The following is a 13416-nucleotide window of genomic DNA, read 5'->3' as shown; positions in this document are numbered from 1 at the left end:
AACGTTATTCTTCACTCATGATGCCCTCGATTGAATATACTGCCGCACTTCATCCACATGATCTAACTCCCTTTTTGGAAGGATATAAGCGCTCACGGAACTATTGTAGAGAAAGAAATAACCATCGTCTTCTTTCACACTTGTTATGCCCGACCACGTAACTTTTGTTTCTTTATTGGCAGTCGTATCTACCAATCCTGCATCTGACATTTGCAGCTGATGATTGCCCAATAAATCGTCATTCTTGCCCTCTTTAATCATTTTTTTCGCATTACGGGCAATGAGCCTATAAAAATATTTTGGATAAAAAATAACCCATAGTGCACTCACGATGAAAAAAGTGATAAACAGTGGCAAAAAAGGTAGATTGCCTATCATTGAAAATAGATAAGCTACAATGATGTAGAGAAATGGCGTGACAATCCTTTGTAACAGCAAAGACCGTTTGCCCATTTTAGAATGCTTGATGTGGTACAAATTGAAGTTAATATAGTCCTCTTCTGTTAACTCATAGTGAATGTTCATAAATATCCTCCTTTAGGTTTAACTATCCTTCATATATTGCTAAATAGGGAATTTCTACACCTTCTACAATGGCAATGAGGAATCCCGAATCCGTATTATAGATTTTTGTTCCAGCAGGTAATTTGTTGGCAGTGCCACTTTTGAATTTCCATGATATGCTCGATTGTTTTGTGATTTCTGCAATTTGTTCAACTAGTGTATAGTCAAATCCTTGAATCCAATCTACATCCTGTGCATTAGAATGAACGATGTTATCGAGAACAAATATATCCGCTTCAGCATTTCCTAGAAAATCCTTAGGCGTTGGATTTCCTTTGTATCCTGTATTGCAGCCTGTTAAGAAGACAAGTAATAAAATCATGCATACTACTAATAACCATCTATTCATACATATCCCTCCGTATAGAGTAGACGGTTTTAGTTATACAGTGTTACATTTTAATTATAATATGAGTACTTTCAAGTATATTATATAAGATAATGGAAAAACAGGCGATGAATTGTGTTGAAATATGCTTAATCCTAGCTTCAAAATATCAATTCATACTTAAATGGGAGGGAATACAATGAAATTTGCTTATCTGTTCGTAGTCTTATTTACTCTGAGTGCCTGTGTAAAGGATACTAGTATCGATGCACCTATAGTCTTGGAAGAAAGCAGCGCAGATCGTACTGTAAACACTGAAATTACGTCTGATACAGAACAGAATGTACTACAAGATTCTCCCGAATATGTAGCTAAGAATGAGGCGGAACTATCCATTCAGGATTCTGAAATGGCTTATGAACTGTGTGTGAGCGCGCTGACTGACTATTATAAAGCGGTCTGGAACGGTTCAGATATTGAATTAGATACATTTATCGATAATGATAACCTTAAACAGTATACGCAAAAGAAGATTCAATCCCAATATGATCTGAAAGGAAATTTAAATAGTAAGGTGAAAAATATTGAGATTGACGCTTGGGAAGTCGAATATACTGATGACGTGGATGGAGATTATCTCTATTTATACTTACCTGTGCACATTAAAAAATTTACAGGTGGTTATGGTGAATCCACTGAATTTCTTGTACAGAATGTAAACGGCAAGTTAGTCATTGCTGATTGGTATACAGGTGGAAAAGATACCTATGATTTCATGGTGCGTGGAGAAAATATAACGATTGATAACCCCGGCATTTGGAATGACAGTGAATGGGTAGAGATATTAACTAGTAAGCAAATTGAGTTTTCAGGCTCAACTCGATAGTTAGTGATATCCATCTAACTTGTTAATCAAAGTGAGATGGGGGACAATAAACCAGTTTATTCCCCCCAGGCATAAACACGATATTCACCAAGTTTGAACTTTAATTTTATTCAACTTACTTGTTCCGTTTTCTTGAAAATCCGTGACAACCGTACGAGGCTTTATCTGAATTTAGATAATCCTATTATAGCGGATTATAGAGTTCTGCAAGAATTTCCTTTACAGTTCCCTTCGTAGTCAAATGCACACTTTCCCCCGCCCATAGCGACATGAATTCCGATTTCCCTTGCTGCGCCGCTGCTTTACGGAGTTCCTTCGTCAAGTCATTTTGATAAGGATACGGTGCAATGACCGTGTCTTTCATCTCTAGCATGAATTGGTTGCGAATGCCGCGTGCTGCTTTGCCAGAAAAGACTTTAGTGACAGTCGTACCTCCTTCATCCGCTGCCAAAATAGCTTGCTTGTAGACAGGATGTGCACCACTTTCATCTGCCGCAAGCAATGCCGTTCCGATTTGGACAGCTTGCGCCCCTGACGCTAGTACACTCGCTACTCTTTCTTTCGTTGCAATGCCACCTGCCGCGATAACTGGAATTTTCACTGCTGCCAGAACTTCTTTCAGCAATTCATCCAACTGTATCAATACCACTTCCCCGGCAAAAGAGCCTCGATGTCCACCAGCCTCACTGCCTTGCACAACAACCGCATCGATCCCGGCCTGTTCCGCTAGCTTCACCTCTTCTATCGTCGTCGCCGTTCCGATAAGATAGACATCATTGTCCTTCAGCAATCGGACAATCTTTTCATCTGGCAATCCAAATGTGAATGAACAAATTTTCACACCTTCCTCCACTACGACTTGCACTTGCCCATCAAACTGTGATTCCGACAACGGCGTCTTCCAAAACGGCATCCCCAACTGCTTGCCAACCGGCTGCAACGCCTCATAAGCTTCTCGCAAATAGAGCTGTTGCATTTCAACCTGCTCCGGCACAAACAAATTCACCGCAAACGGCTTATCCGTTCTTTCCTTCACCTCACGAATAAACTTCCGTGTTTCCTCCGCCGAAAGATAGCCTGCTCCAATCGAGCCAAGTATGCCCGCTTCTGTAGATGCCGCTACAAACTCCGGCGTCGTCACACCTGCCATTGGGGCTTGGATAATAGGGTGATCGATTTCCAACCGTGTTGTCCATTTCATCATATTTTCCTCCAATTATACAAATGTAGTCTGTTTTCAATGAATTGTGTAAAGAGAGTTTTCAAATAATTATTGCATTGACTAGAATTTATTGGCGCTTGCGGTACCGTTATTGGCGTTCATCAGGCTTTTATTGGCGCTCCTAGTCCGGTTATTGGCGCTTACGAGCAACTTATTGGCGAAACACTACTTTACTACTACAAAAATCAATCATTTAATCGATACATACCCCGTCTTCTCCACAATTTCCTGCCCTTGCTCCGACAATATCCAATCAATAAACTCGGCAACATGTGGATTATCACTACCAGCAGTCACCGCATACAGCTCATTGGTAATCGGGTACTCGCCTGATCGAATGGTATCCTTCGTCGGCTCTACACCATTTACCGCTAGTAAACGAATGCTATTATTGTTCGTCATTTCCGTTGAATAATATCTAAACGTATAGCCCATCGCATTGTTGTAATTTTTATAATCGGATACTTGGTCGATGATTGTTCCCATCAGTGACGCAATATCTTCAACAGGTGGATCCATTATTGGCGTGTCCCCCATAAAATGTTGAAGAGCTGTCTGACTACCACTATCTTGCGGCCGCTGGAAGGCACGAATGTCTTTGTTCTTACCACCAACCTCTTTCCAATTTGTAATGTCCCCCGCATAAATGCTTTTGATTTCATCCTCCGTCAAGCTTTGCACAGGATTTTTATCATTGACGAAGAACACAAAGGCTTCTTTACCTATAGGTGTCAGCTTCAATTCATTACCTAATCGCTTCGCCGTCGCCAGCTGCTGGTCAGATGGAGCTGCTACAAAAATGATGTCGACTCTGCCGTTAATCAGATTATTATAGGCTTCTCCCGTACGATTCGACATCACCTCACTATCATGCTGATAATATTCTTTTTCAGGGTAAACAGCCTGCGCAAATGCCGAGTAAATAGGATACAGCGCCGTCGCACCATCCAGAATGGGAAGATTATCTTCAATTTTTAGCGTTGAAGGCTCCTTCAGGGTTACTACTTGTGAATGCTCGTGAAAAGGTGCATAGCTAGTTGTATCCACATAACCATCTCGAACGACATGCCTTGTTTTATCGTAAATACCTGGAATCGCAGGGATTAATGACAAGACGATGGCCCCCATAATGATGCGATACACAGTTTTTTTATGCTTACTTTTATTAAACAGAGTCACAACTAACATAGCCCCCACCGACACATAAAGTACTAGCAACAGCGGCAGTAAAAAGGGGAGCCCACCAAACCAAACATATAGCATCCCCATGAGCATAATTGGCAAAGTAAATCCCATAATGACGATGAATAATACAACGTCACCCGCTTTTCGTAACACTTCTTTATCTTTATTTTTCTCCACATCACTACCCCCATTTTTGAACCATTCGGATATAAGTGAACTTTACCACAAAAAAACATTATTTGTGGAGATGAATAGACTTTTCGTCATACTATATATATAGAATAAATAATTCTATATAAGTTGAATATTATAGTCGGATTAGTTATACTAGTCTGGAAGGAAGAGGGTGAAATGACATGAACCTATTAACCATTACAGGTAGAAAAAGAGAGTCTTACCAAGTTGAACTTGAGTATTCTTTATTATGGGAAAGTGCGTTAGGCATCGCCGCTATCACGAATACGCCTTTAGTAGACACCTTAGAAAAGAATGGTGAATTTGAACAGCTTAGACTTGAAATGCCCACTGCGTTAAAAAACGAACTCGATTATGTAGAACAACATAATACTTGGAAAAGCTTACTACAGCTTTTACATGCTTTTGAAAGCAACTCGAATGACTTGGATAAATTCAATGACTATGTCCATAACTTGAATGATGAACAATTTAAATATTATTGTCTTCCGTACTTCGGGACAGCTCTCCAACAATGCAGAACACTTGCAGCAAACGGTAATCAGGAGTCTGTCGATTCTATGAAGGAAGCTGCTAAGGACAATCCGTTTCTCCCTACTTATATTGAGTTTATCTGTCAGGTGAATGTTGTTGATTTAAAAATGCATTTACTCGCTGTCATGTCGTTATGGATTGAAGCAGTTATTCATGCTGACGCGGATCATTTGCTAACCATTTTGAAAAGGGATTTCGATGAAAAAAATAGTATGAAAGAAAAACTTTCTCCAGAAGAGTTTGTGGCGTGGGCTACTGATGGGACAGAATATGCCCCTGAGCCTAGTGTTCACCGGGTTTTGTTAATCCCCCAACTAACGTATCGACCTTGGACGATTGTTTCAGATATTGAAGGTACGAAAGTTTTCTATTATCCGATTCCTAACACGAGTATTTTCCCGGATGATAAGTATTTGCCTAATTACTTATTCATTCAAAAGCATAAGGCGTTGGGTGATGAGGTGAGGCTTCGCATGATTAAGCTTTTATCTGAACGTGACTACTCGCTAAAAGAAATTACCGAGCAATTGGAGCTAGGTAAATCGACTGTGCATCACCATTTAAAGATTTTAAGAGCCGCTTCTTTAGTTGGCAATCGATCCTCGAACTATTATTTAAAAGAGCAATCACTAGCTGCATTATCCAAAGAGTTAGAGCTTTATTTACAACAATAACGGCTAAAAGGAGTGGTTTATGAATAATCCTATTTTGAAAAACCGTGGATTTGTTTCCCTTTGGGCGGGTAGTGCCATCTCTGAATTAGGCGGCTCCTTTGGAACATTTTGCAACTCGATTATTGTGTATGAGCTGACAGGATCGAAGCTGGCATTGGGCAGTATGTGGTTGCTGTACTTCATTCCCTCCATTTTGTTGCAGTTAGTCAGTGGCCCCTTTATTGATAAATGGAGTCGTAAATGGATTATGATTTTCTCTCAGTGGACAAGGGCTTTGGTTTTTCTTGTGCCACTTGTGGCGTTGATGTTCGGCGGGTTGGACGTCTGGCATATTTATGCGGTCCAAATCATTATTGGACTCGTCACTCCGCTTTATGTTCCGGCAAGTCAAGCCATTACACCAACACTTGTTTCCAAGGAACAATTACCTGCGGCCAATGCTTATTTGGATGGGACAACCAGACTGATGATGTTTCTTGCACCAGTAGCTGGTGGGATTGTAATTGAATATGTCGGAACGAATTTGACGCTGTTGCTGGTTGTTATATTACTAACGGTAAGCGGATTTCTACTGTTATCAGTGAAGGAGCAAAGGACTTCTATCGTGATACGGACAACCTGGTTGGAGCAGTTCACAGAAGGCATTCGCTATTTCTTTCAACAACGGACGATTGTCTGGCTCGGGATTTTCCTTGCGTTCGTGCAATTTGGCGTCGGAGTCACGATGGTGATCAATTTGCCTTATATCACGGATATTTTGAAAGGTGATTACAAGGATTATGGCTTATTTATGGCTGGCTTTCCTTTAGGCTATGTGGTCGGATCTATGCTGGTTGGGAAAGTGAAGTTCCAAAGTCGGAGAATGGTCATGCTCGGTGCTTTGGTAGTTGGTGGCTTTACTTATATTGCGCTGGGGGTTATTCAGACTATTACAGTAGCGATTGTTGTGGAAATGATTGCAGGCATAGCGATGGCTTTCTTTAGCATTCACAACATCACGATTTGTCAGCAGACAGTTCCAAATCATTTGATGGGCAAAGTGATGTCAGTTCGGCTCGTTATTATTCGCGCGGCGATGCCGATTGGAATTGTTGTCGGAGGCGTTGTGAGTGAGCTATGGGGGATTAGACCTTTATATGTTTTGATTGGCTCAATTATTAGTGTTGTGTCGATGATCGGGATTGTTTTTCCTTATTTTAAGTTTATTGATGGGACATCGTACAAAGAAGGATAGCTACGGGCATGTAGCTATCCTTCTTTCATCACAATATGTCACAAACCCGACCGACTTGTCCGTCTTCGAGGCGTACTTTAATGCCGTGTGGGTGAAAGCTTGAGTTGGTCAATAAATCCTTGACGACGCCCTCTGTCTTCACACCCGTTCGTTGGTCTTTCTTTAAAATAACCGCCACTTTTAAGCCCGGTTTTACATCTGCACGATTTTGTCCGCTCATTGGTTAGTCTTCCTTTCTTTTGAAGCATTCATTCCGTTAGTCGATATCCACTTATTAGTTCTAGTTTAACATAACGAGGATTAATGATTTCCTTTTTTCATAACCCCAATACCAACTAACCTTTCCAACACTCGTGCCACGCCGCCTTCTTCATCATTCGTACCAGTAACAAAATAGGCTATATCTTTCAGCTCCGGTATTGCATTCCCCATGGCAATCGGGAAACCACATGCCTGAAATAGTTCTAAGTCGTTCCAGTCATCACCGAATGCCATTACACTACTCATTGGAATATTCTTTTGCATACAAAGATCTCTAATAGCACGCCCCTTGGAAACACCCTTTGCCATAATTTGAATCAGCGTTCCGGCGTCAGTACATACTATATTCACCTTATGTTCAAACTGTTTTCGTAGCTGCTCATAATAAGGATAATCCGTTATTAATAGCTTTGAAGCTTGGATTTTTTTCAACTCATTGAGTGGAACTATAGTTGGATTTGTTACTGTATTCATAGCATTTTTGTAATCCAAGATTTGATGACTGTACCATATATCTTCTGACTCGATTGAGAGGGGAGCTTCAGGATGACGAGTAGCAACGTACTCTATAATTTCATCCGTAATGGCTGATTCAATTGGATAGTGCTGGCTGTACCCAGCTGTATCGTCCTTTACTAAAGCACCATTATAATAAACAGTGGCTGCTATATCTTGCAGTTTCTGAGGAAGAAAGTCTTTCACCGAGCGTGGGGGCCTTGCTGTGGCAAATATAACAATAATCCCTTTGTTATAAGCTTCTAAAATGGCTTTTATACTTCTCTCAGATACTTCCTTTTTTGAATTTAATAAAGTGCCATCTAGATCTAAGACAATTGCTTTGACATTCTGAGTTTCATCCATTTCTAGCCCCCCTAATTTAGTGAACTAAACTCCCCACAAACGCATCCATCCGCTCTTCCATCATCGCATCCATCAACCCTATTACACCAAATGCCGCCCAGCCACTATAAACAGTCGGCGGTCCGTCTAAGAAATCGAATGCCGACACAATATCCCAATACGAATCGTATGTAAATGAAGAGCCTGCGTGCTTTTCATAAGCCGCTAAAAATAAATCCGCGACTTCCACACCATACAGCAACGTCAAATTCACTCGGCAATGCCCTACATCAATTCCCGCTGGGCCCCTGCATGCATTTGGCCAATCGACGACGCCACTCACTTCATCCCCCAACCACAATACATTCGTTGGATGAAAATCGCGGTGAATGAATGTCTCGCGGAATGCTGGAATCTCCCCTTGCAATTGTTCAAACGCCACCTGCCACACAATCGGTTTCTTTGTCCATTCTGGGAGTTGGACTGCATCCGGATGCGTATAAGAAGCATATTTCCACGCAAAATCATTCGCTTCCACACGATGGATCGCCGCCAGCATTTTCGCTAATCCGTCAGTCCACTTCGTAAAATCACTCGGTAACAGTTCAACCTGCCCTTCGACTTTCGTCATCAGAATAGACGGCAACCCACTTACCTCGCCTGTTTCATCAAACGCAATGAGCGATGGTGCAGGAAGTCCGCTCTCCGATGCTTTCCGAAGACTTGCCGCCTCATGCTGTACCACATCAGGTTCCTCTATAAGCCACTCAGCATTATTGAACTGGCGTAACACGACTGTTGATGTTTCAGATAACACTTCATACAGAATAGAGGATGTACTGCCCGGCAACCGTTTCATAGACTGAACCGCAATGCCTGTTTCTCGCTCTATCCAGTTCTTCGCTTCATTAATTATCATCACCCCGATACATCACTTCCCCCGCCACAACCGTCATCACAACCTTAACATCCACAATCTCTTCCACATCCACCGCGAATAAATCCCGATCAAGCACAGTGAAATCAGCGTCAAATCCTACCGCTAACTTCCCTCGCACATCCGCTTTACCAATCGTCCCGGCACTTCCCGTCGTAAACAAGCCCACTGCTTCAAAACGACTCAGCTTTTCATCCGACAAATAACCTTCATGAGTTTCGTCCGATTTTCGGCGTGCCACCGCTGCGTAAATACCGAGTAATGGATCCACCTCTTCAATTGGAGCATCTGAACCACCACCGCAAATAAACCCGCGATCAAGCAGTTTTTTCCACGCATATGCCCAATCAAGACGGTCCTCACCCAATCGATCCATCACCCACGGAAAATCCGATGATACAAACACTGGCTGAATATCAAGGATAACCGGCAGCTTTTCCATCCGCTCCACTAAGTCCTCACGCAACACATTAACATGAATCAAGCGATCACGCTTTCCTTCAACCACAGGATACTTTTCAATCGCATCCAATGCCTTTTCCACCGCAGCATCCCCGATGACGTGAACAGCAATCGCCTCTCCATATTTCCGTGCCATCGCCACTAGCCCATCAATTTCCTCATCCGTCACGACGGTCATACCCGATGTTTCAGGTGTATCAGTATATGGCGCACTTAGCAATGCTGTTTTCCCGCCAAGCGCCCCGTCAATGAAAAACTTCATAGCTCCTGGTTCAATCCATGGTTCATCATACGTCGTGTTATCCTTCATCATTTGCTCAAACACCGTTGACCTTCGCAGCAAATGTGCACGGAATTTATTATGTGCGCCAATAACGTTTCTGAACGCCTGCATCGGATTGCGATAATCACCGTAATAGCCCAAGTCTTCCGTCACCGCACCCGTCAAACCTAGTGACAGCAAATCATCGACTGATTTCTGCAATGCACGCGTCAAATATTTCTCCGTTGGCTCTGGCATCAAATCCGCCACCAATGCCATTGCGCCTTCCTTCAAATAACCTGTTGGTTCGCCATTAGCATCCCGCATAATAACACCATCTACAGGGTCCGGCGTTTCCTTCGTAATGCCCGCCAGTTCAAGCGCTCGCGAATTAACTAACATCGCGTGCCGGCACGTCCGCTTCAAAATCATCGGTGAATCCGTTACTGTATCTAATTCCTGCCGCGTGAAAATCTTTTTATCCGGGAAATTATTTTCATTCCATCCTTCCCCGACAAACCACTCATCGGCCGCTAATCCCGCGTGTGCCCCCATTAACATACCCATCATCTGTTCAGCAGACGTCGCTTGCGATAAATCCAAACTCAGCAGCTTCTCCCCATGCCCAATCATATGCATATGACTGTCGATGAACCCAGGATACAGCACTGCCCCCTTCAAATCGATTGACTCATCAGCTTGTCCACGCAATGCCTCATATGTCCCAACCGCAATGATCTTGCCATCTTTCGTCAGCAACGCTTCCACTCGGTCGCCTTCCTGTTGCATCGTATACATTTTGCCGTTATGCCAAAGTGTTTTCATTACAAATCCCCCCTAATCACTACTGCCATTGTAAACTTTCAGGCAACATTCTGCTACAGTGAAAGCTTTTAGAAGGAGTGGTTTAGTCTTGCGATGATGGCATCTTTTTCTTCTGTCAGCTCCCCCCGTTGTCCAAACGTAAACCGTACAGAAAACCCCGTCCGCAGATTTATTTGCCTGCGGACGGGGTTTTCCAATAGTAAATTATTGTAACTGAATAGGAGCAGTCAATACATTATGACCCGAACCTAAGCGTAATCTAATATTTGCTTGTGAAGCAGTAATAACAGGATTGATGCGCATCATCACCTGTTTATTTGCAACACCACTAGGATCGGCAGTAAGTGTCCCTAGATTGAAGTATCCGTAGCTTGATGGCCAGCTCCCATCAGCATTTTGAATTTGAGAGATGCTTGTACCACCGGCTAAATATATTTGGATTTGCGCATTCGTAATCGTTGCACCAGCAGCTAATCCATCGATTTGAATGTTAACAGGGAATGCTTCTCCCGGTGCTGGCAAAACTTTAGGTAAGCTTAGCAAATACTGTCCACTTTCAAATGTTTGCAAGTCTTCCTCTGGATTCGCTCCAACTTCACCAAGGATAACAGCTTTAGTAAATAGGTTGCTCCCACTGCTATCCTTCAGGCGAATAGAAGCCGACGTTGCAGTAACCGAAGGATTCAAGCGGATCGTAATCGCCTTTTGTGCTACACCATTGTTGTTCGCTGTTAATGTACCAATGTCTTGATAACCATATGAGGATGGCCAAGAGCCATTGCTATTTTGGATTTGTGAAATGGCAGTGCCACCATCAAGGTATACTTGCATTTTTAAGCCACTAATCGATTCATTTGGTTGTAAATTTTCCACTTTAAGCGTTACTGTAAAAGGATCACCGCTATAATCTAAAACGGGCGGTGTTTGTAGTGCATACGTAAATGTTGCTGGGGGTGAAACTGTTGAACCATACGAGCCTGCCGCAAATGTTGATTGGTCGTACCATAGATAACCTAGGTTTGGATTGCGCCATGGTTCATTAAGAATTTCTGTTGAATTTTCTGGAAGCTCCATTGATAAAAGCGGCGTTACACTATCAAGCGTAATACTTGTCTCTGTAAAACTATCATAGCTTTCTTCCGTAGCTAACCAATTAATAATGTTAACTAGAATTGCTCCATTGTCATTGGCAATAAAGCCATCATACGTGCGTTTCTTTGCACCTGTTTCTTCGTTTAAATACTTTGGCGTGGCATCTTCTACAGGTGAAGAATCGCCGATAAAAGCAGCTTTACCATCTAATTTTTTACTAATCGCTACAAAGGGACCTTCGTCAACCCCTCCGCCAGCATACACACCTTGGTCAACAGAATTACTCCATTTATTTGCAGATACTGTTAACCCAGTAGGAAGATAAACAATGCCTTTAGCAACTTCCGGGTTAGTAATTGCTAGAGTTGACCCCGCATGGATTGAAACTTCATTTATATTCTCCGTAATACCGAATGATTCGCTTTGAGAAACGACTTGGTTTGCGACAGTATTGTCTAGTGCATTGTATCGGAATTGTACACCAAACTCATCACTCAACCAATTCGAACTAGTGACACCAGTTAAAGCAAGTGACTCGGCAGTAGACATACCTAACGTGGGATTGTCATATGCACCCCTACGCCAACCATTCATGATTTCGTTAGAATCCCAACGGTTTAGATTGCGATCGGCATTATAATGATCAGCAATGAAGAACACACCTCCACCTTGTTCAGCAAACGAAGCAATTGCATTTTGCTCAGTTACTTTAAAAGGAATTTGTGCTTCTGGAATAACGAAAACATCATAACCGATTAAATCGCCTGATGTTAAAGGGCTATGACTTCGAAATTCCTCAACAATATACCCTTCAGCAACTAACGCTTCAGCAAAATCAGAGAAGGCGCCATCAATCACCCAGTCGGATTGGCCAGCAGTTTGTCCATGACTATTATCAAACAACACCTTTTTTCCATTATGATTACTTGGATGATAAATTGGAGCCTGATCATTTGGTCCCTCAGCGAAAGATACATTGACATCAATGAAAGAAAAACTAATAGCAACAGTGAGTAATACGAATAGTCGTTTTAAATTTCTCATTGGTTTCCTCCAAATCATTTTTTCCGCTGGCGAAGGGACAGAGACAAGGCAAGTTTTTCTACAATCACCCCCTTACAAGTTTTGTACGAATTTTGTTCGATATATATTCAATCATTAAAATGAGTACAATAAGCCCTAGTAAAATGGAACCAACCTCAGACCATTTATAAGCATTCATAGCGAATATGAGTGGTGCACCAATTCCACCGGCTCCTACTAAGCCAAGCACAGTAGCATCACGTAAGTTCATATCAAAACGATAAATAACAATCGACAAAAACATAGCCGAGAGCTGTGGTAATATACCAAAGCGAATCTTTTCTAACGTTGTACAGCCAATGGATTCCATCGATTCTAATACTTTCATATCTAAATCTTCAATGACATCTACATACAACTTCGAAAGCATCCCTATCGACGTGAGTGACATTGTAAGTACCCCCGCAAACGGACCAGGTCCTGTTACACGAATAAACATCAGACCGTATACAATCGCTGGAATTGTGCGAACAAAAATTAACAGTAATCGTACGACAAACGCAAGTGGTTTTGGCACTATATTTGAGGCTGACAGGAAGGCGAGAGGAATCGCCAAAATCGCTCCAATAATCGTTCCTAAAAAGGCAATGGCCATCGTTTCTACTAATAAGTAGGGCACGCCACCCGTAGTAACATTCATCAGTAACTGCCAATCCGGCTTGGCTAATCCAAGTAAAATATTTTTCGCAATCGTCAGACCGTTTTCAGTTAGATTGTTTAAACTAAACGCAGATACGGACCAAATCAGAAGGATGATGATTACAAGTCCTGTAAAAATATTTGTTAGATGGTAAGTAGGTTGCATCTGGATTTGTTTTTCAATCGCATTCAT

At 42.1% G+C, this 13416-nt stretch carries 13 protein-coding genes; 3 read left to right on the top strand and 10 right to left on the bottom strand.

Annotated features, from left to right (window positions below):
• Nucleotides 1–15: 15 nt before the first annotated feature.
• Both N1I80_RS01485 and N1I80_RS01480 read right to left on the bottom strand, forming a co-directional pair.
• The gene (locus tag N1I80_RS01485) at nucleotides 16–525 is read right to left on the bottom strand and encodes a YcxB family protein (protein ID WP_340736204.1); all 510 of its coding nucleotides are present in this window, start codon (nucleotides 523–525) and stop codon (nucleotides 16–18) included.
• A gap of 22 nt (nucleotides 526–547) precedes the next feature.
• Complete coding sequence (locus tag N1I80_RS01480) at nucleotides 548–913, bottom strand: LptM family lipoprotein (protein ID WP_340736203.1); 366 nt, start codon at nucleotides 911–913, stop codon at nucleotides 548–550.
• Between the two features lie 178 nt (nucleotides 914–1091).
• Here N1I80_RS01480 and N1I80_RS01475 point away from each other — a divergent pair, with 178 nt between their 5' ends.
• Entirely contained in the window at nucleotides 1092–1778 is a 687-nt protein-coding gene (locus N1I80_RS01475; protein ID WP_340736202.1) for a hypothetical protein, read from the top strand.
• 184 nt (nucleotides 1779–1962) lie between these two features.
• Here N1I80_RS01475 and N1I80_RS01470 read toward each other — a convergent pair whose 3' ends face one another.
• A complete protein-coding gene (locus N1I80_RS01470; protein ID WP_340736201.1) occupies nucleotides 1963–2979 on the bottom strand; it encodes an NAD(P)H-dependent flavin oxidoreductase in 1017 nt (338 codons plus the stop codon).
• Nucleotides 2980–3189: 210 nt separating this feature from the next.
• Nucleotides 3190–4362, bottom strand: a complete 1173-nt coding sequence (locus N1I80_RS01465; protein WP_340736200.1) for a PstS family phosphate ABC transporter substrate-binding protein — start codon at nucleotides 4360–4362, stop codon at nucleotides 3190–3192.
• A 179-nt stretch (nucleotides 4363–4541) separates the two neighbouring features.
• On the opposite strand from N1I80_RS01465, the gene N1I80_RS01460 reads away from it, so the two are divergent.
• Both N1I80_RS01460 and N1I80_RS01455 read left to right on the top strand, forming a co-directional pair.
• Complete coding sequence (locus N1I80_RS01460) at nucleotides 4542–5588, top strand: ArsR/SmtB family transcription factor (RefSeq protein WP_340736199.1); 1047 nt, start codon at nucleotides 4542–4544, stop codon at nucleotides 5586–5588.
• Between the two features lie 19 nt (nucleotides 5589–5607).
• A complete protein-coding gene (locus N1I80_RS01455) occupies nucleotides 5608–6822 on the top strand; it encodes an MFS transporter (protein WP_340736198.1) in 1215 nt (404 codons plus the stop codon).
• A gap of 28 nt (nucleotides 6823–6850) precedes the next feature.
• On the opposite strand, the gene N1I80_RS01450 is transcribed toward N1I80_RS01455, so the two are convergent.
• From N1I80_RS01450 to phnE, 6 genes are all read right to left on the bottom strand, one after another.
• Nucleotides 6851–7042, bottom strand: coding sequence for a YwbE family protein (locus N1I80_RS01450; protein ID WP_340736197.1), 192 nt, complete (start codon nucleotides 7040–7042; stop codon nucleotides 6851–6853).
• Between the two features lie 80 nt (nucleotides 7043–7122).
• Complete coding sequence (locus N1I80_RS01445; RefSeq protein ID WP_340736196.1) at nucleotides 7123–7944, bottom strand: HAD family hydrolase; 822 nt, start codon at nucleotides 7942–7944, stop codon at nucleotides 7123–7125.
• A 16-nt stretch (nucleotides 7945–7960) separates the two neighbouring features.
• The gene (locus tag N1I80_RS01440) at nucleotides 7961–8842 is read right to left on the bottom strand and encodes a phosphotransferase family protein (protein WP_340739941.1); all 882 of its coding nucleotides are present in this window, start codon (nucleotides 8840–8842) and stop codon (nucleotides 7961–7963) included.
• Nucleotides 8832–10409 carry an amidohydrolase gene (locus N1I80_RS01435; RefSeq protein WP_340736195.1) on the bottom strand — a complete coding sequence of 526 codons (1578 nt, stop codon included), beginning with the start codon at nucleotides 10407–10409 and terminating at the stop codon, nucleotides 8832–8834. The genes N1I80_RS01440 and N1I80_RS01435 overlap by 11 nt, the downstream gene beginning before the upstream one ends.
• 204 nt (nucleotides 10410–10613) lie before the next feature.
• On the bottom strand, nucleotides 10614–12545 hold the full coding sequence (locus N1I80_RS01430; protein WP_340736194.1) for a DNA-binding protein: 1932 nt from the start codon (nucleotides 12543–12545) through the stop codon (nucleotides 10614–10616).
• A 64-nt stretch (nucleotides 12546–12609) separates the two neighbouring features.
• Nucleotides 12610–13416 (bottom strand): phosphonate ABC transporter, permease protein PhnE, encoded by an 807-nt coding sequence (phnE, locus tag N1I80_RS01425; protein ID WP_340736193.1) that lies wholly within the window; start codon nucleotides 13414–13416, stop codon nucleotides 12610–12612.

Source organism: Sporosarcina sp. FSL K6-3457, assembly GCF_038007285.1.
Taxonomy (GTDB): Bacteria; Bacillota; Bacilli; order Bacillales_A; family Planococcaceae; genus Sporosarcina.
The sequence above is the reverse complement of the archived record's forward strand: the minus strand, read 5'-3'. Positions and strand labels throughout refer to the sequence as shown.

What these genes read in the sequence shown, in the direction of transcription:
- N1I80_RS01470 (WP_340736201.1), bottom strand. Translation starts at nt 2,979, where the DNA reads ATGAAATGGACAACACGGTTGGAAATCGATCACCCTATTATCCAAGCC.
- N1I80_RS01445 (WP_340736196.1), bottom strand. Translation starts at nt 7,944, where the DNA reads ATGGATGAAACTCAGAATGTCAAAGCAATTGTCTTAGATCTAGATGGC.
- N1I80_RS01450 (WP_340736197.1), bottom strand. Translation starts at nt 7,042, where the DNA reads ATGAGCGGACAAAATCGTGCAGATGTAAAACCGGGCTTAAAAGTGGCG.
- N1I80_RS01435 (WP_340736195.1), bottom strand. Translation starts at nt 10,409, where the DNA reads ATGAAAACACTTTGGCATAACGGCAAAATGTATACGATGCAACAGGAA.
- N1I80_RS01430 (WP_340736194.1), bottom strand. Translation starts at nt 12,545, where the DNA reads ATGAGAAATTTAAAACGACTATTCGTATTACTCACTGTTGCTATTAGT.
- N1I80_RS01480 (WP_340736203.1), bottom strand. Translation starts at nt 913, where the DNA reads ATGAATAGATGGTTATTAGTAGTATGCATGATTTTATTACTTGTCTTC.
- N1I80_RS01485 (WP_340736204.1), bottom strand. Translation starts at nt 525, where the DNA reads ATGAACATTCACTATGAGTTAACAGAAGAGGACTATATTAACTTCAAT.
- phnE (WP_340736193.1), bottom strand. Translation starts at nt 13,416, where the DNA reads ATGAATGCGATTGAAAAACAAATCCAGATGCAACCTACTTACCATCTA.
- N1I80_RS01475 (WP_340736202.1), top strand. Translation starts at nt 1,092, where the DNA reads ATGAAATTTGCTTATCTGTTCGTAGTCTTATTTACTCTGAGTGCCTGT.
- N1I80_RS01460 (WP_340736199.1), top strand. Translation starts at nt 4,542, where the DNA reads ATGAACCTATTAACCATTACAGGTAGAAAAAGAGAGTCTTACCAAGTT.
- N1I80_RS01455 (WP_340736198.1), top strand. Translation starts at nt 5,608, where the DNA reads ATGAATAATCCTATTTTGAAAAACCGTGGATTTGTTTCCCTTTGGGCG.
- N1I80_RS01440 (WP_340739941.1), bottom strand. Translation starts at nt 8,842, where the DNA reads ATGATAATTAATGAAGCGAAGAACTGGATAGAGCGAGAAACAGGCATT.